Annotated in this window: 19 protein-coding genes; 16 read left to right on the top strand and 3 right to left on the bottom strand. The window is 49.2% G+C overall.

Features of this window, described 5'->3' with window-relative positions; genetic code table 11:
- Positions 1 to 369: 369 nt before the first annotated feature.
- The 3 genes from Q8O92_15940 to Q8O92_15950 form a co-directional block, all read right to left on the bottom strand.
- Complete coding sequence (locus tag Q8O92_15940) at positions 370 to 1227, bottom strand: CPBP family intramembrane metalloprotease (protein MDP2984811.1); 858 nt, start codon at positions 1225 to 1227, stop codon at positions 370 to 372.
- Positions 1228 to 1330: 103 nt separating this feature from the next.
- Positions 1331 to 1618, bottom strand: coding sequence for a hypothetical protein (locus tag Q8O92_15945; protein ID MDP2984812.1), 288 nt, complete (start codon positions 1616 to 1618; stop codon positions 1331 to 1333).
- A gap of 312 nt (positions 1619 to 1930) precedes the next feature.
- The gene (locus tag Q8O92_15950; protein ID MDP2984813.1) at positions 1931 to 2146 is read right to left on the bottom strand and encodes a type II toxin-antitoxin system HicB family antitoxin; all 216 of its coding nucleotides are present in this window, start codon (positions 2144 to 2146) and stop codon (positions 1931 to 1933) included.
- A gap of 545 nt (positions 2147 to 2691) precedes the next feature.
- Here Q8O92_15950 and gltS point away from each other — a divergent pair.
- The 16 genes from gltS to Q8O92_16030 all read left to right on the top strand — a co-directional run bounded on the left by gltS (position 2692) and on the right by Q8O92_16030 (position 18175).
- Positions 2692 to 3921, top strand: a complete 1230-nt coding sequence (gene gltS, locus Q8O92_15955) for a sodium/glutamate symporter (GenBank protein MDP2984814.1) — start codon at positions 2692 to 2694, stop codon at positions 3919 to 3921.
- Between the two features lie 310 nt (positions 3922 to 4231).
- Positions 4232 to 5971, top strand: coding sequence for a hypothetical protein (locus tag Q8O92_15960; protein ID MDP2984815.1), 1740 nt, complete (start codon positions 4232 to 4234; stop codon positions 5969 to 5971).
- Positions 5972 to 6317: 346 nt separating this feature from the next.
- The gene (locus Q8O92_15965; GenBank protein ID MDP2984816.1) at positions 6318 to 6911 is read left to right on the top strand and encodes a hypothetical protein; all 594 of its coding nucleotides are present in this window, start codon (positions 6318 to 6320) and stop codon (positions 6909 to 6911) included.
- 104 nt (positions 6912 to 7015) lie between these two features.
- Positions 7016 to 7945: an HNH endonuclease gene (locus tag Q8O92_15970; GenBank protein ID MDP2984817.1), complete on the top strand. Its 930-nt coding sequence runs from the start codon at positions 7016 to 7018 to the stop codon at positions 7943 to 7945.
- A gap of 278 nt (positions 7946 to 8223) precedes the next feature.
- Positions 8224 to 8484 carry a 4Fe-4S binding protein gene (locus Q8O92_15975; GenBank protein ID MDP2984818.1) on the top strand — a complete coding sequence of 87 codons (261 nt, stop codon included), beginning with the start codon at positions 8224 to 8226 and terminating at the stop codon, positions 8482 to 8484.
- 411 nt (positions 8485 to 8895) lie between these two features.
- Positions 8896 to 9297, top strand: a complete 402-nt coding sequence (locus Q8O92_15980) for a GxxExxY protein (GenBank protein ID MDP2984819.1) — start codon at positions 8896 to 8898, stop codon at positions 9295 to 9297.
- A 265-nt stretch (positions 9298 to 9562) separates the two neighbouring features.
- Complete coding sequence (locus Q8O92_15985; protein MDP2984820.1) at positions 9563 to 10720, top strand: 2-oxoacid:acceptor oxidoreductase subunit alpha; 1158 nt, start codon at positions 9563 to 9565, stop codon at positions 10718 to 10720.
- Positions 10717 to 11556 carry a thiamine pyrophosphate-dependent enzyme gene (locus Q8O92_15990; protein ID MDP2984821.1) on the top strand — a complete coding sequence of 280 codons (840 nt, stop codon included), beginning with the start codon at positions 10717 to 10719 and terminating at the stop codon, positions 11554 to 11556. The genes Q8O92_15985 and Q8O92_15990 overlap by 4 nt, the downstream gene beginning before the upstream one ends.
- Positions 11543 to 12085 carry a 2-oxoacid:acceptor oxidoreductase family protein gene (locus tag Q8O92_15995; protein MDP2984822.1) on the top strand — a complete coding sequence of 181 codons (543 nt, stop codon included), beginning with the start codon at positions 11543 to 11545 and terminating at the stop codon, positions 12083 to 12085. The genes Q8O92_15990 and Q8O92_15995 overlap by 14 nt, the downstream gene beginning before the upstream one ends.
- Positions 12086 to 12223: 138 nt before the next feature.
- Complete coding sequence (locus Q8O92_16000; protein ID MDP2984823.1) at positions 12224 to 12580, top strand: nucleotidyltransferase domain-containing protein; 357 nt, start codon at positions 12224 to 12226, stop codon at positions 12578 to 12580.
- A complete protein-coding gene (locus Q8O92_16005) occupies positions 12538 to 12945 on the top strand; it encodes a HEPN domain-containing protein (protein MDP2984824.1) in 408 nt (135 codons plus the stop codon). Before Q8O92_16000 ends, Q8O92_16005 begins: the two co-directional genes overlap by 43 nt.
- 56 nt (positions 12946 to 13001) lie before the next feature.
- Positions 13002 to 14147: a succinate--CoA ligase subunit beta gene (locus tag Q8O92_16010; GenBank protein MDP2984825.1), complete on the top strand. Its 1146-nt coding sequence runs from the start codon at positions 13002 to 13004 to the stop codon at positions 14145 to 14147.
- Positions 14148 to 14290: 143 nt separating this feature from the next.
- The gene (locus Q8O92_16015) at positions 14291 to 15385 is read left to right on the top strand and encodes an AAA family ATPase (GenBank protein ID MDP2984826.1); all 1095 of its coding nucleotides are present in this window, start codon (positions 14291 to 14293) and stop codon (positions 15383 to 15385) included.
- A 3-nt stretch (positions 15386 to 15388) separates the two neighbouring features.
- Positions 15389 to 16042: a DUF4276 family protein gene (locus tag Q8O92_16020; GenBank protein MDP2984827.1), complete on the top strand. Its 654-nt coding sequence runs from the start codon at positions 15389 to 15391 to the stop codon at positions 16040 to 16042.
- Positions 16043 to 16073: 31 nt separating this feature from the next.
- Entirely contained in the window at positions 16074 to 16952 is an 879-nt protein-coding gene (gene sucD / locus Q8O92_16025) for a succinate--CoA ligase subunit alpha (protein MDP2984828.1), read from the top strand.
- Positions 16949 to 18175, top strand: coding sequence for a lactate racemase domain-containing protein (locus tag Q8O92_16030; GenBank protein ID MDP2984829.1), 1227 nt, complete (start codon positions 16949 to 16951; stop codon positions 18173 to 18175). Before sucD ends, Q8O92_16030 begins: the two co-directional genes overlap by 4 nt.
- Positions 18176 to 18488: the final 313 nt, after the last annotated feature.

Here is an 18488-nt window from a genome sequence, read left to right on the forward strand (position 1 = left end):
AATAACTCTGAAAGCAAAAATACTATGCAGGGATAGGGAAAGCAAGATTAATGCAAAATGAAGGATGGGGAATGAAGGATGAAAAGAAAACTGTCCCACTACAGATGATGAGTAAGCTCCTATAAGCAAGTCAAGCGGAACAGCAGCCAGTATTTCATACAAATTCTTCGAGGGGGTTTGAAAAGAGGTATAAGGAAGGTGGAAAGACGCCAAACGTTTTGGCTCACTTGCTGAACCACTTACATTAAAACTGATACAAGGCACATAGCATTATATTTTCCAAGAAACTTCAATTAAAGCACGGCGGTTCAGTCAAGTGCAGCCAATTGTTAGGCAGCCCCTAAGACAGACGCTGCCAAGGTCGACTTTTTAGGCAACTGACATTTTTCTTTTTCGCAATTGGCGCAACCCAACTCCAAGTGCTATGAATAAGAAGATGCTGATGAGCCCATTCACCGGCGAAACCAGCCAGTCCGTTCCCGGTACAATCCGGATATGGTTTTCAGTAAAAAGTTGGTTGAGAAAGGCGTCTTCCACCATGTGCATCAGAACCGCCGGCCAGATTGAATTAGTCAAAAGGCGAATCTCACCATACACCATTCCCCAGGAGATCATCACTACGATCGACAAGGGAATGAAGGCATCCAAGTCCAACGTAGTGAATTTTTGCAGAACAGCTCGATCCAGAAAAAACAGATAGTATGGAATATGCCATGCTCCCCAAACGAGTCCAACAATCAAGTGCCCCACGAAATCATTCAGGCGAAGGGAATGCACTTTTGGTGCGAGATACCCGCGCCAGGCAGCCTCTTCAAAAATATTTTTTATGAACTGCGGCAGAACACCCAGCGCGAAAACCTGGAATACCAGCCTAAGCGTGTTCAATGAGAGATTGGGGAATGTGATTAAACCTAAACCGCTGCCGATTATCAAGACAAGTGCCGTCAACACGGGATAGACAAGAAGTGCGATAACGTACCACGCCGCATTCCCTTTAAAGTTTGGCTTGATTCCAAAATCCTTCCAGCCATCCCCTGCAAATGCTCGCAGTAGCAAGGAAGCTCCAATCGGCGTAATAAGCCACAAGAGTATACCAAGGCCTTCTGAAGCCGGGTTATCCATCAGCACATCCAATCCTCGCCCAATCCAGCCAATCGCAAGTACAACAATAATGAAAATCGCCAGATTGCGAATTGTAGTTCTATCGCTTTGATTTTGGATATTCATTGTGTTGGACTCCTTCAAACATTGAATAGCGACCATATGAAGCAGGCTGTCTAACGCTGAACTCAGCCGACGCGGTCTTTATGCGGTCGGCTGCAGTGAAAGGTTAGGCGTTTCCAAACTGATCTGCATAGATCAATCCGACCATACCGTGAACAACGAGAAAGTAAGGCAAAACAGCGAGAACCCATATTTGTGGGTCTTTCACAAGAGCGATCACAAGGTTTCCGAACAACTGGAGGAAAACGTAGAGTATAACCAGAGTGATTGCAGTGAACACGAATGAGATTTTTCCGATGAGATAGTAGAATTGCCAGTACGGTGCTGGGTCCTGAACCGTTCGTCGACTCAGGATTAACGGTCGAAAGCCCAGGAGCGCTAATATTGCAATCATTCTCCCGTCACCCAGCAGAATGCCAAGAAGGCATAAAAGCCCTACGATTAATTGGAAAATGAATGCATTTTGGAGGTTTGAATAAACTCTCAATTGGATCATTTGAGAATACGCTCCACTAACCGCCTTACAATATTTAGGCTGATCCGCATAAGATGCGGAACTTCGCTTTCCCGTCCGTATAACACGCCGCTGGATTATCTTCCAGATAACACTCAAACTGAATTTCTGTGCAATCGGCCATTTGTCCATAAAAAAAACCGCTTCAAAGCTGGCTCGATGGCGCGTTTGTGTGTCGGCTGCCTTTCCTGATTATGCGGTGGTTACTTCTACAAGCTCGCTTACAGAAGTAGGCGGGGGAATGATATGTCCTTTGTCCTTGAGACCCTGGATATGAAATTCGATTGCTTCCTTGATAAGCTCCAAGACCTCCTCGCGCGTGCTTCCCGCTGCGATGCATCCGGGAATGTCCGGCACGTATGCTCCATAGCCGGATGTACTTGTTTCGATGATTACTGTATACTTCATGGCGCCTCCGTTATTTCATCCCTGCTTTTTTCATGATACTGTTCAACGTGCCTGGCGGTATATCAAGCTGCTTTATCAGTTCTCCGATTTTCATGAAGTATCATTTCAGAATAACGTCTGTTTATAAGCGACTTCCACGGTTGGAACATGAGTAAAAAGCTCTTTTCCAGAGTATTATATTGCAATGTATATATTCCCTTTATCACAAGCAAGTAAAAAAATATCAATACATCTGCGTTTCAGACAGAAAAATCAATCTCCGCTTGTGTTTGACGGTAAGGTCATGTATTTTCAGAAAAATATCTGCCTTATTTTAATGCTCCGGTAAAAAAGTTAGTTGTATATTATTTTCTGGTGTTTATTTACCTCACCCCCTGTCCCCCTCTCCTAGTCAGGAGAGGGGGTAACTCGTTACGCGCCTTGTTTCTACCCTCTCCTAATTAGGAGAGGGTGGCCGAAGGCCGGGTGAGGTTCTTAGAGCGATTGCATCAACAAGATAATTTTTTGCCGAATTTTCATCCCTCATCCTTGTTTTTTGGAGTTTCATGCTCACCCTCGACCTCATACACACCCTGGCGTTCGCAGGAGTAGTTCTTTTCCTGGGATACGGAATACGCCGCGCCCTGCCGCTGCTTTCCCGTTATAATATTCCCGCGCCGGTCATCGGGGGCATGCTCGTTGCAGTGCTTATCGTGGTAGCCCGGAATCAGGGGGTAACGCTTTTCAATTTCGACACAACGCTCCAGACTCCGCTGATGATCACTTTTTTCACCACGATCGGCTTCGGCGCGAGCCTTTCCCTCCTTCGAACCGGCGGGCCGCAGGTACTCCTGTTCTTCGCCGCCTCCACCGTGTTCGCCATCGCCCAGAATGTTCTCGGAGTGCTTGTTGCGCTTCCGCTCGGAATGCATCCGCTCTTCGGGGTGCTTGCCGGATCGGTTACTCTGACCGGGGGACCGGCCACCGGGCTGGCATTCGCCCCCCTGTTCGAACAGGCCGGAGTGCATGGCGCCGCTTCGATTGCAGTTACCGCCGCCATGTGCGGGATTGTCTCGGGAGGGTTAATCGGCGCCCCCATCAGCACCTGGCTTATCGAGCGTTACAGACTTAAAAAAGCGCTGACAGAGAAGATGAATGTCGAGCCGCCTGACGCGGCAACGATAATCGAAGAACGGGTGACCGAGCCGGAAGAAGCCCCTTACGGCGAGGGGAAGGAAGCGTACAATCTCCTGAAAAGCATCGTGCTCATCCTCCTGGCCATGTGGATCGGCGCCTGGGTCAGCGGCGGAATAAGCTCCCTCGGTTTTACCCTCCCTGCTTACATCGGGGCGATGCTCAGCGCTGCGGTCATCCGGAACATCGACGACATCACCGGCATCTTCGGCATCTCCCAGCGTTTCGTCGACGACCTTGGCGGAGCCGCGCTCTCCCTGTTCATTGTCATGGCGCTCATGACACTGAAGCTGTGGGAGCTGGCCAATGTGGCGCTCCCGCTCCTGATTATCGTTGCAGCCCAGGTTCTTTTGATCGCAGCGATCTGTCTCTGGCCGATTTTCTGGCTGATGGGGAAAGATTACGATTCGGCGGTAATGAGCGGAGGATTCTGCGGATTCATGCTGGGAACCACCGCCAATGCCATGGCCAACATGACCGCGCTTGTGGAAAAATTCGGCCCCGCTCCCCGGGCTTTCCTGGTGGTGCCCATGGTAGGGGCGTTCTTCATTGATTTCACCAATGCGGTGATCATCACCGTGTGTCTGAATATCTGGAGGTAAAAGAGTGATTAGAAATTTATCGCAAAGACGCAAAGTCAATAAAGAAAGAAGGCAGAAAGCGGAAGAAAAGTTTACTTACCCGAATTGTGCGTAAATTTACTTAATAATTCTCATAACATATTTTAAACATATACTTATATATACTTAGGGGGCTGAATTTTAAACGTCCTCCCTTTTCCCTTCTATTCCGCGCACATCCTGAACTCGCCTTACGCGCGGGAAAAATCTTGACTATTCCCCGTAAACATGATATGCTTTACTTTTTGCGCGAATTCGTAACGGAATCTCATTTCGCATAAGGGAATCCCTCATGTCCTTTCTCGACACGCTCATCATCATCCTCTACTTCGCCGCGGTGATCGGCATGGGTTTCTACTATCAGAAGCGGGCCTCGCGGAACCTTGAATCCTATTTTCTGGGCGGGAAGAGCATGCACTGGATATTCCTCTCCATGTTCGGCTCGGTGTCCACCTTCGACATCACCGGGACCATGTGGATCGTATCGCTCCTCTTCCTCATGGGAATGAAATCGCTCTGGGTGCACTGGATGTGGGGGGTCATGATGGGAGCGTTTTTCCTGGCGTATATGGGGAAGTGGGTGCGCCGCTCGAATGTGCTCACCGGCGCTGAGTGGATGATTACCCGTTTCGGTAATGACCGAGCCGGTGTGGTCGCCCGTACCACTTACGCGCTCATGGCAGTGATTACCCTGGCCAGCTTCATCGGATATGCTTTCGAGGGGATCGGCAAGTTCGCTGCGGTATATATATCGCTGCCTCCCAACCTGCTCGCGGTGATCATCGTGGCGGTCACTACCCTGTATGTGCTCCTCGGCGGCCTGTACAGCGTGGTGTTCACCCATGTCATCCAGGCGGTGATTCTCATCATCGCCGGAACGGTGATTGCGGTAGTGGCCTACCAGGCGCTGACACCTGAGCTACTGGCGAGCCATCTATCAGCCGATTGGACATCCCTGGTCCCGGTCTGGCGCATCCCTGAGTTCACGGGCACTGCAAACGCCCAGTATGAGCTTTTCGGCGCCCTGGTAATAGTGTGGGTGCTTAAAGGGTTTCTCCTGAACGCCGGCGGCCCCGCGCAGATGTACGATTTCCAGAGCTTTCTCGCCGCACGGAGCCCCCGTGACGCCTCCAAGCTGGGGGCGGCATGGAGCTTCTTCCTGATCATCCGCTGGGGGATGGTCATGGGGATCACCCTCCTGGCGCTCACCGGGTTTACTGGCATCACCGACCCGGAGCAGGTGATGCCCATAGTGCTCAAGGACTATCTTCCGATGGGACTCAGGGGAATTGTCATCGCGGGACTTCTTGCCGCGTTCATGTCCACATTCAGCGCCACAGTCAACAGCGGCGCATCCTACATCGTCCATGACCTCTGGCAGCCTTATTTCCGGCCCCTTGCAACGGAACGTCAGCTCGTCCGGTCAAGCTATGCGGCCACTGTGGCCATTGTGATTGTCGGCATCGTCATCGGTTTCCAGGCCAAGTCCATCGCCCAGATATGGAACTGGATGATGATGTCTCTCGGCGCGGGGGTGATCATGCCCAATTTCCTCCGCTGGTACTGGTGGCGGATGAACGGCTGGGGCTACGCCGCCGGAACACTCGGGGGAATACTCCTCTCTCTTATCGCCCTCTTTCTCCCGGCAGCCCCTATGTATGTGATTTTCCCGCCCATTGTGATCGCCTCTCTCGCCGCCTGCATCATCGGCTCGCTTGTCACCCCGCCCGTAGATAGTGAAATCATTGTTGCATTCTACCGGACAGTTCGTCCTTTCGGCGCCTGGAAGCCGATTCGAAATATCGCCGGGCTTTTACCGGAGGAGGCTAACAAGCGTTCGGAGAGCGCCGCGCTCACCGTTTTCAATGTGCTGGTCGGCATGGCCGCAATCACCGGATACTACCTCTTTCCCATGTATCTTGTGGGGCACTGGCACCGGTATGCGTTCATCTGCCTGGCGGTTGCTGTGACAGCTACGATCATACTGTCGGTGACCTGGTACCGAAACTTACCGAGGGAGGAAGAGAAATAAAGTGCAAAGGCAAGAAATTTGACAGGATTTACAAGATTTACAGGATTAATTATATTCTGAAACCTTTGAAATACTTTCTCTCGCAAAGTCCGCAAAGTTCGCAAAGAAAGAAAAGTAAATCAGGTGATTCGCTGGTTATAGACAAAGATACTTTACGATAAAGAGGGCTTTTTTTTATTTATATAAATGTGGACACATTAATATAATAAGGTAATAAGGCGACTCTTTGCAACAGAATCAAAGGCGTATTATACAGGAAGAAAAATGAAACTCAGTATCTTATGGGGATCGAGATAATAATTATTCAACGTAACAGTGCACGCGAGTAACGTAGCCAGGGGGCGTCATGGCATATCAAGCACAAAAGCAGTCGAAACCCGACCATACCGCCTTGGATGTACTGCAGGAGTTCAAGCGGATGTTCGTAAACAGCCGTTCGTTGAGTGTCTATTTGCCCGAGAAATGCAATGGGGAATCGACGTTCGCGCCCGGCGAGTTCTACCGAGCCACCACTCCGTACTCCTACGTTCAACTCAAGGCCCCTCTCACTGAGAAGGTGCGGCAGGAGCATAACAGCATCGGGGCATGGATTAACGAAAACTTCTTGATTCGCCTCTGGGCAATTCTTGAGAGCCGGGGATTCACTAAGCCGATTCGAACCAACGTTCGAGGCACAGCCGAGGTCCAACTTCTCAAGGACCTTCGCCAGCACTTCGCGCATGGAACGGGCCTTTACAACGACAGAAAGTTGGAGCATCGCAATCTGCGGCGCGACCTGCTAAAATCATTCCCTGTACCAGGAGATATCGACGGACTCCCTACTAACATCGACTACGTAATGGTTCCGATGTACGAGCGATGTCTCGAATACGTGCAGGACGTTCTGGCAGCTGAGGCATCGGAGGGTGACGGATCGCCTGCAATCATGAAGGCAGGATAGTAGCACCGAACAAGTGCTTTCAACCTATGCGTTCACGGTTGTCGCATACAGCAAGCGCACGACACGAGGAGTTTAGCTCAGTACATTAAATTAAGGAAAACATCATGGAAAAAGCCCTATTTATAAACGGAGTTTATGAGGATGTCCTTGATGAAATTGTAAAATCCCAAGAAGCTAACCCTGGCAGGGTTTTTTACCTACAACCTTATTCAGAATCTTCGATAAAACAACTTAGAAACGGATCAACCGAGCCGTATTTCCCATTACCTCTTTACATTTCAACAACCCGTCAACTCAATCAAATATGCTACTCAGCAGATATCATTGGATGGGAAGACAAAAATGAACTATCGGCGAAAAGACTGGCATTCTTAAATGAACATATAAAAATATTTCAACCAAAAGAAGTCGAGATATATTTTGAAGTGAAGGAAAAAAAGTGCGTCAATTTAATCTCAATTAGAAACCTAACAAAATTTAGTAACCAACTGTCAACATCAAATCTAATAAAGGAGAGCGATGGAGAACCACTTAAACCGCGGACTCGCGCAGGCAGTTGGAGTTACGTTTATGCTTTACCATTATTATCAATTGATAAAACTGTTGTTAAAAAAAGACTAGACGAAGAACTGGAAAAATCTCTATCCATATCCTTAAAGGATGATGATGAAATAATAAAAAAACGTTTAGAAACTGCTCCTAAAATTCCAGAGAAAGTCCAAACCATATCATATGATTTTCGAAGAAACCCAGATGTAATTGCGGCGGTATTAAAAAGAGCTCACGGCAAATGTGAATTATGTAAATCTGATGCACCTTTTTTTAAGGCTTCAGATGGCACACCATATTTGGAAGTTCACCATTGGATCACATTATCTGAAGGAGGAGAGGACATTATTGAAAATGCTGGTGCACTATGCCCAAATTGTCATAAAAATGCGCATTTTGGGGCAAAACGAGACTTTATAAAATCTAACAAGGTGCTTGTATCCAATGTAAAAAGTCCCTCAACAGATGAACCCTGTTCGTACTAAAGAAGAACAAGATACATGAATAGATACTAGATTCCTTTTCTCACCCCTCTTTCCAGCCTTTTCCTTTCTTTATTAACTTTGCGAACTTTGCGAGAGAATAAATCAAAGATTTCATCTTGTGAATCTTGTGAATCCTGTCAAAATTTTTTTCATTCCTTTTCTTTCTCTCAGTTATTGACCCTCGAATCCGCCGTTTTCCCCATTTTCCCTTGATTACCATTCTGTAATTGCTTAATTTACAAACTTTATTCCAGCATATTTCAAAGAAGGATAATTCTATGGCAGAAACGACCAAAAAAATACTGATATTCACCGATGAAACCCTCTGCAAGGGTGTGGACGGCTGCGGTATTTGCATTCATGTGTGTCCGAAAAAAGTGTTCGAGCGTTCGAGCCGTCTGACACCCAAGGGAATCCGGCCCCCGGAGCCGGTACGGGCCGAGGATTGCAACGGGTGCAAGCTGTGTATGATCTATTGTCCCGATCTGGCGATTGTAATAGAGAAAGAAGATAAATCTGAAGTGTTGACCGAGACATGATTTACATGATTTGCATGAAATAATGATATATATTCTAATCTTGTCAATCTTGTTAATCCTGTCTAATTTCGGTATTTGAAAAAAAGCGTTGTTTAAAAAAAATTATCAGACATGATTTACATGATTTACATGATTTGCATGAAATAATGATATATATTCTAAATCTTGTCAATCTTGTTAATCCTGTCTAATTTTGGTTTTTAAAAAGCGTCGTTAAAATATTCATTAGACATGATTTACATGATTTGCATGAAATAATGATATATATTCTAAATCTTGTCAATCTTGTTAATCCTGTCTAATTTTGGTATTGATAAAAAGCGTTGTTAAAAAAAATAATTGGACATGATTTACAAGATTTACATATAAATGTTATATTCTGTCAATCTTGTCTGATATCGAGGTTTATTGTTGGAAATCAATGAATTGACAAAGTGCGTCATCGGGTGCGCGTACAAGGTTCATAAAGAACTTGGCGCAGGTTTTCTTGAGAAGGTATATGAAAACGCCTTGAAAATAGAACTCGAGGAGTCCGGGGTCGATGTTGTTCAACAGTATCCAGTTGCCGTGAACTACCGAGGACGTATGATTGGCGACTTCTATGCCGATCTCTTGGTGGAAGGGAAAGTGATAATTGAATTGAAAGCTGTTCAGAAACTTGCGAAAGAACATGAAGTTCAACTGGTAAACTATCTCGCTGCCACAGGTATAGATAACGGTCTTCTCATTAACTTTGGTTCTTCTGTTGAAATAAAACGGAAGTTTAGAAAATATACTGAACAAGATTTACATGACAATAATAAATCCTGTTAATCTTGTTAATCCTGTCTAATATCAATTTTTAAACAGGCTTTTTTAAAACCAATCATCAGACATGATTTACAGATTTACATAAATAAAATATAAATTCTCAATTCTGTTAATCTTGTTAATCCTGTTAATCCTGTCTAATATCAATTTTTTAAACAGGCTTTTTTAAAACCAATCATCAGACATGATTTACAAGATTTACAAGATTAAAATAAATTAGAAATCATGTAAATATTTTTATCCCGTCATATCAACAAAGGATTATCCATTGAAAAATGAGCGTGTTCTGACCGGAAGGCATTTCATGCAGGGCAACATCGCCTGCGCGGAGGGTGCGCTGGCAGCGGGCTGCAGTTTCATGGCAGGCTATCCCATCACTCCCGCCACCGAAATCGCCGAAAGGCTTGCAGTCCGTCTTCCCTCCCTTCGCGGGGATGACGGTGTATTTATCCAGATGGAGGACGAGATCAGCTCCCTTGCCGCGGTTATCGGCGCCTCCTGGATGGGGAAAAAGGCCATGACTGCAACAAGCGGGCCGGGGCTTTCGCTTATGATGGAGCACATCGGATTCGCGATCGGCACCGAAACCCCGTGTGTCATTGTGGATGTCCAGCGGGGCGGGCCGACCACCGGCATCCCATCGGTCGAGCTTCAGGGCGACATGGTGCAGGCGCGGCGCGGCTCTCACGGCGAGTATCAGATCATCGCGGTGGCGCCTTCCTCCCCGCAGGAAATGTTCGACCATACCATCCTCGCTTTCAACCTGGCAGAGCTGTACCGTACCCCGGTGCTGGTCATGGCCGATGCGTTTGTTGGCCATATGCACGAGCGGGTCGACATTCCGGAACCGGAAACAATAGATATATCCAACAGAATCATTCCCGAACCGGGGTTCGATGCCGAGAAGGATCAGGGATTTCTCTCCGTGGATGTAGCGCCCATGCCGGTTTTCGGCCGCGGGTTCAAAAGCCATGTAACCTCATCATGCCATACCGAGACCGGTCAGAGGAATGTCACCGACGCCTACGCCCTCGATAATTTCATCCGCAAGCTTTCCGGGAAAATCGAGAAACACCGGGATAAAATCGTGCGTGTGGAAGACCGAACCGAGGGCGCAGATATCGTAATTTTCGCTTACGGCAGCATTCATCGTGTGGCGCTCGAAGCCGCAGAAAAAGCGCGCTCCGAGGGTTTGAACGTGGGTACATTCCGCCCGGTGACCGTGTGGCCCTTCCCGGACAGGGAGATAGCCGAATTCTCACAGCGGGTGAAAGCCATCCTCGTCCTCGAAAACAATCTCGGACAGCTTCTCCCCTATGTGCAGGCGGCGGCGTCCTGCCCGGTTCATTTCCTCGAACCGGAAATTCTCGGCACCCTTCATGATGTGGACAGGGTGACAAAGAAGCTGAAGGAGGCGGCGAAATGAGTTCAACGCACCCTCTTTTCGAATATATACGCCCCTCGGCTTTGAAAACGGCCAACTGCCCCGGCTGTGGCAACGGTATTCTCGCCCAGGCCATCCTCCGCGCTATAGATGAAGAGGGGATCAGCATGGACGATTTCGTATTCGTATCCGGCATCGGGTGCGCCGCCTGGATTCCCAGCCCGTTCTTCCACGGAGATACGCTGCACACCACACACGGCCGTCCCATAGCTTTTGCAACAGGTTTGAAACTCGCTGCCCCGGACCGCCGGGTCATGGTAATATCCGGCGACGGCGACCTTTTGGCGATTGGCGGGAATCATTTCATCCATGCCGCCCGCCGTAACATAGACATGGTGGTCATCTGTGTGAACAACGGCATCTACGGGATGACCGGCGGACAGGTGGCGCCCACCACTCCGCTTGGCCTTAAAACGGTTACCTCCCCCTACGGGAATGTGGAGAACGAGTTCGATATTGCCGGGCTGGCAATAGCGGCGGGAGCGACGTATGCGGCCCGCTGGACGGTGTACCAGACCCTGCAAATTACGAAAGCCGTCCGAAAGGCGCTCAACCACAAGGGATTTTCCCTTCTCGAGATCCTCAGCCACTGCCCGGTGCATTACGGCAAGAAAGCGGGAATGAATTCGGTGAAGATGTTCGATGGCTTCAAGGAGCGTTCGGTTACGGTGGCTAAAGCCGCCGGAATGACCCCGGAGGAAAAGGCCGGAAAAATCATTGTGGGCGAGCTGCTCGACATCGAGAAACCTGTCCTCGATGTGGAGCTTGCCCGCCAGCGTGAAGAGCTGCGGAAAGGAGCCGCCGATGGCCAGAACTGAGATTCGTTTCGCCGGATTCGGCGGCCAGGGAGTGGTGCTGGCCGGGGTGCTTCTCGGCGAGGCTGCGGTGATCCACGACGGCAAGTATGCCATCCAGACCCAGACCTACGGCGCCGCGGCGCGCGGCGGTGCAGCCCGCTCCGATGTGATTATCAGCGAGGACCGTATCATCTATCCCCAGGTGACCGCGCCGGACATCATGGTGGCGTTCACCCTCGAGGCGATGAATAAGTACAAGAGCGAGATGAAAGAGGGCGCTCTTCTCATTGTTGACAGTTCCCTGTTCACTCCGCCGGACGGGCTCCCGTTCCGTGTCTACCGTTGTCCGGCCACCGGAATTGCGATGAATGAACTGGGAAAAGGAATTGTCGCCAACATGGTTATGCTCGGATTTCTCACCGCCCTGACAGGGATAGTGAGCGAGGATGCGATGACAGAAGCCATCCGCGCCAATGTACCGAAAGGTACGGAGGAACTGAATCTGAAAGCTTTCCGGCGTGGAATGGAACTGGGTAAAGAAGCGAAGTAAAACCGTCTGAACCACAGATGGTCAGGATTGTACGGATCAACAGGAAAGAATTATTGTCCGGCATATCTTTTAATTCCTGATATCAACAGTTCAGACAATTTTAATAAAAATCTTTGTAATCTTGACAGGATTTCAATTATGTATACCAATCGTGATTTTATAGAAATTTCCAAAATCATTCGATCTTTCATTCCCAGAACGAAAGAAATCATTCTCTTCGGAAGCTATGCCCGCGAGCAGGCAAAGGAGGAAAGTGATGCCGATATCGCGGTCATTGTGGAAAAGAAATTCGACCGTAAGGAAAAACTCCTGGCTCTGGGGAAGGCATGGAACGCACTGGCAAGACGAGGATACCATGTGGATATTGTAATAAAAACAGTGGATGAATTCGATATGGACAAGGATATACCGGTTACTCTCTCCCATACAATATATCATGAAGGAAAATGCTTATGGAAAGCCAACGCCTCCTTGAAATCATCCGTCAATGGCTGATCAAGGCGGATCATGATCTTGAAATTGTTGAACGGGAAATGAGGTTTTCCGATGAACCTCTTACAGATATTCTGTGTTTTCATTGCCAACAGGCTGTTGAGAAGTATCTGAAAACATACCTTATATTCAAACTCGTTAAACCTTCGAAAACACATGATATCGCCGAGCTCATCGAGGAATGCAGAAAGCTTGATCCAGACTTTGAGAAGCTCTCCGATTTATCGTATATGACCGAGTATGCTGTCCAGCTTCGATATCCTGACGACTTTTACCAGCCTGAACTTGCAGAGATGAATAAAGCGTTTTCTGATGCCCTTAAGGCAAAACGGTTTGTTCTAGAGAAAATCAATGTAAAGATGAGGTAGCATCTCATCGGAAACAAGTACATAACCTATTCGGGGAGTTATAAACAACCACCGCCATGAAACTCTACGAGCATGAAGCCGCCGATATCTTCGCTCATCTCGGCATTCCCGTTCCGGACCGGATGACCGCCGTCTCGCCGGAGGAGGCCCGATCCGCCGCAGAAAAGATCGGCTGCCAGGTGGTGGTCAAAGCGCAGGTGCTTGCCGGGGGCCGCGGCCTGGCTGGAGGGGTGAAAACCGCCTCCACACCGGAAGAAGCGCAGGCCGCTGCGGAATCCATCCTCGGCTCCCGCATCCGTGGACTGACAGTCGAAAAGGTCCTGATCAGCCAAAAGATCGAGATCGCAAAGGAGCTTTACCTGGGCATCACGGTGGACGGAGACAAAGGACAGCCGATCGTGGTGACGAGCAGCGAGGGCGGCGTGAGCATCGAAGAAATCGCAAAGACATCCCCCTCGAAAATCGCCTCCCGGAATGTGGACATCAACCGGGGGCTGCTCGCGTTCGAGGCGCGTAAACTCCTTGGCGGCGCAGGTTTCCCCGCCCGTCAGATACCTGCCGCCGCCGATGTGCTGGTGAAGCTCTACCAGGTGTTCCGGCGGTACAATGCCCTGATTGCGGAGATCAATCCTCTGGCGGTCCGCCCGGATGGTTCGGTCACAGCGGTGGACACCAAGCTGGAAATAGACGATTCCGCACTGTACCGCATGGACAACCGCCTTCCCGGCAACATCGAGCGCACCGGAAACCCGCTCGAGAAAAAAGGCCGCGAGATCGGAGTCACCTATGTGGAGCTGGACGGCGATATCGGCCTCATTTCATCCGGCGCCGGGCTGGGCATGGCCACCATGGACATCATCGGGCGGAAACTGCGCCCCGCCAACTTCCTGGAAACCGGCGGCGGCATCACCGAAGACCTGCTCTACCGCATCATGGAGCTGATGATGATGAAACCGGGCCTCCGCGCTATCTTTATCAATCTCTACGGCGGCATCAACCCCATCCATGAGGGGGCCAAAGGCATCGTCCGCTACATCCGTGAGCACAATCTCTCCATCCCCATCATGGCCAAAGCCCTGGGGAACCGTCAGGAGGAAACCTGGGAAATCCTGCGCTCCGGCGGCGTCCACGTTGTAACTGAGACGGCGACTGAGAAGGCGGTGGAGAAGCTGTTCGAACTTGTAGGGAGCGTAAAAGAATAGTCCAAAGCCCAAAGGAAAAGATCAGTCGCAAAGGGGCAAAGGCACAGAGGAAAAGAAAGAAGTAAAGAAGCTGAAGAAACACTTTGCCGCGCCTTCACTTTGATACTATGTTACATTATTGATAGAAATGATAGGGTCTTAGTATGAGCGTATTAAACCATATAACGTTAGAAAATTTCAAATCAATCAAAAAACTTGACCTTGATTTGAAACCGTTAAATGTCTTTATCGGAGCTAATGGAGCGGGCAAATCAAATTTCGTCGGGGTGTTCAATTTCCTTAACGAACTAGTCGAAGGCAATCTTCAAACATATACGGGTACGTCCGGAGGAGCTAACAGCATCCTTTATTTCGGCATCAAAAGGTCGGACTCCCTCTCTTTTGATCTCTCCCTGGATGATAACACGAAAGGGTATCGCTGTGTTTTGAAACCCACAGTACATGATTCTTTTATCATAGACGAAGAGTTATTCTGGATTATTGATGAAGGCGGGCATAAAGAACATTCAATGTTTTTAGGTAATAACAATACTGAGTCTGCCATTCAGAAAACGCTCACAGATACCCAGTACGTGCCTTTCAAAGAAATCTGCCCTCTCCTTAAAAGCTGGAAAATCTATCACTTCCACGACACCACCAACAGTGCCGCAATTAAACAAACCAGTGATATTGAAAACAACCGCATTCTTCTGCCAGACGGCGGCAATCTTGCGGCATTTCTGTACATGCTCTCGAAAAAATATCCGGTACATTTCGATAACATACAGGATGCCATTCGCATGGTTGCGCCTTTTTTTGACCGCTTTGTCCTTGAACCCTCTCAATTGAATGAAGACAAAATTCGGCTTGAGTGGAAACATAAAGGAACAAGCGATTATTTCAATGCTTCCTCACTCTCCGACGGCACTCTACGGTTCATGTGTCTTGCCACACTTCTTTTACAGCCAGCGCTGCCATCAATAATCCTGCTCGATGAACCCGAACTCGGCCTTCATCCTTATGCTGTCGCCGTTCTTGCAGGGCTCTTGCGGTCGGCTTCGAAGAATTCGCAGGTTATCATCGCCACGCAGTCGGTTACTCTGGTTAATCAATTCGAACCTGAAGATATTGTGGTGGTCGAGCGCGACAAAGAACAAAGCATATTCCGCCGTCTCGATAAATCGAATATTACCGAATGGCTTGAGGATTATGGCCTCGGCGACCTTTGGGAGAAAAATATTCTGGGAGGACGCCCCTGAATCATGAAAAAGGTGCTGATTCTCGTGGAAGGACAAACAGAAGAAGCTTTTGTTAAACGGGTTCTCGCTATTCATCTTGCGCCTTATGATATCGTGGTTAATCCTATAATATTGACAACAAAAATAGTCGTGAATGGTCCGGATTTTAAAGGTGGATCTTTATCATACAGAAAAGTAAAAAAAGAAGCTCAAAGATTGCTTGGAGACACAAGCACTCATCTGGTGACAACAATGCTTGATTTCTATGGTCTCAAAAACGATTTCCCTATGCGGGACAATTCTACCGGTAATCCTCTTGAAAAAGTTTCCAGAGTCGAGGCTGCGTTTAATCAAGATATAGATAATCCCCGCTTCTACAGTTATTTCTCACTTCATGAGTATGAGGGATTGCTGTTTTCTTCTCCATCTGATATTGCACGGATATTTAACGAACCCGTTAAAGAAAGTATCCTCCGCCGAATAAGAAATTCTTTCCCGACCCCGGAAGACATTAATGATAATCCGGAAACCGTTCCTTCAAAGAGGATCTGCATGGAGTTTCCCCAATATGAAAAGGTTTTCCATGGCTCTGTAATCGCAGGCCGTATCGGGCTTGAAACCATGCGAAGAGAATGCCACCATTTTCATACATGGTTGAATCGAATTGAACAATTATAGATAAAAACATAGATCGGAACAACATACCACCATGTCTATATTGCTAAATCGAAAGACAAAGGTTCTCGTTCAGGGAATCACCGGGAAAATCGGAAGCGTCCAGACCCGCTGGATGAAAGAATACGGCACTAATATCGTCTGCGGAGTAACTCCGGGCAAGGGCGGAGGCGAAATCGAAGGCGTTCCGGTTTTCAACTCGGTGGAGGAAGCAGTGCGTGGTACAGGCGCCGAGGCTTCGGTGTTCTTTGTACCGGCGGCGGGCGTGCTCGATGCATTCTTCGAAAATGCCGATGCGGGTATCGGCCTGATTGTAGTTGTTCCGGAACATGTCCCCGTGCACGATGTGATGAAAATGCGCGCCTACGCCCAGGAGAACGGTGTGTTTGCCCTCGGACCCACCACCCCGGGCATTCTCACCCCCGGTGAGGCCAAGATGGGCATCATGCCCGGTTCCCTGTTCACTCCGGGCAGGTTCGGCATCATCTCACGGAGCGGAACCCTGGCCTATGAAATGGCCGGGATTCTCAGCGCCGCCGGGTACGGGCAAAGCACCGTGGTCGGCATGGGCGCGGACCCGGTCGTTCTCACCGCCATGACCGACATCCTGCAGCTTTTCGAGCGCGATCCCGAAACCGATGCTGTGGTAATCGTCGGCGAGGTGGGCGGAGTCCAGGAAGAAATGGCGGCGGAATTCATTACAGAATGGATGACCAAACCTGTCGCCGCTTACATTGCCGGACGGTTCGCCCCGGAAGGCAAGCGCATGGGTCATGCCGGCGCCATCGTGCGCGGCTCTGCGGGTACATACGCCGGGAAATGCGCTGCGCTCGCAGAGGTGGGGGTGCGGGTGCTGGAAACGCCGATTGATGTGGTGGAGTGGGCAAAAACCCTGACACCTGGAGAGAAATGATGGATTTTCCTCAATTGGTAAAAATCCGGCAGCTTTTTAGCCGTGACTATATAGAAAATATAGAAGAAGAACTGGAACTCCGCCTGAACGCTTCCGGGATGCTCTCCCGGGTGAAACCCGGCATGCGGGTTGCAGTGACCGCCGGAAGCCGCGGCATCGACCGAATCCCCCGGATACTGAAAACGGTTATCGATCTTCTCATCGCCGCGGGCGCGAAACCGTTCATTGTCCCGGCCATGGGCTCCCACGGCGGCGGTACCGCCCGGGGCCAGACGGAGATGCTCGAAAGCCTGGATATAACGGAAAAGAGCATAGGCGTTCCCGTTGTTTCCTCCATGGATACGGTGACACTGGGGAAAACATCTTCAGGCGCTCCTGTGTTCATGGATCGGAATGCCTATGACGCGGACGGTATTGTCGTAGTCAACAGGGTAAAGCTGCACACCGCCTACCATGGGTGGGTGGAAAGCGGCATCTGCAAGATGGTCGCAGTGGGTATGGGGAAGAAAAATGGCGCTGAGACCATGCACATGTACGGCCTGGGGGAGGTGATTACCGAGGCTTTCCGGATTGCGCGGGATACTACGGGAAAGATTCTCTTCGGGGTGGCAATTCTTGAAAATGCCTTCGACCGGACCCTCGATTTTAAGATTTCCGCGCCGGAGGATTTTGAACAAACCGACAATGCTCTTCTGGAACGGTGCAGTTCGCTTATCCCCCGGATTCCTCTCCAATCTTTTGACATTCTCATTGTCGATGAAATGGGGAAAAATCTTTCCGGCACCGGCATGGACACCAATATCATCGGGTTCTGGCGCAGGTTCGGGGGCGAGAAAAATCCGGACTACAAAACGCTCATAGTCCGGGACCTCACTCCTGAAAGCCACGGAAACGCTATGGGAATCGGATTCGCCGATCTTATACCGCAGAAACTCTATGACAAGATCGATCTGAAAGCCACCTACACCAACGGTATCGCCTCCAATACCTGGTCCATCGTCCGTATTCCGATCACCCTCGAAAGCGACCGTGAATGCATCCTGACCGCACTGGAAAAGCTTCCGGCAGGTTCTGCCAGGGTCATCCGTATCCGAAACACCCTTTTTCTGGATGAACTCCAGGTATCCGAAAATCTTCTTCCCGCCCTCCGGGGAAAAAAAGGAATCGAAATCATCGGCAAGTCGGAGCCGATGCGATTCGACAGCGAAGGAAATCTAGTGTAGATGTTTGTACTCCGGCTTCACATATTTTGCTTATTTTGCATACCGGAACCACTTTAATTTAAGAATTCCTCGCAGCTTGCTGCGGGGTTGGATCCCCCCTGTCCTTCGGACATCCCCCCTTTTTAAGGGGGGCAACAGATGTAATCGGCGGAAGAATGGTTTTTCAATTTTAACCCCCTGCTGCTATGATACAAGTCAAGAGGAAAGTGTAAAGAAGCTACCAATAGAAACATCATACTTTTATTGAAGTCGCGATGTGGTAATGTGGTAAACGGCAGTATCGTTTTCCACATTTCCATATCGATAATCGGTT

It is taken from the genome of Candidatus Latescibacter sp., from assembly GCA_030692375.1.
In the GTDB taxonomy this organism is placed as follows: Bacteria; Latescibacterota; Latescibacteria; order Latescibacterales; family Latescibacteraceae; genus JAUYCD01.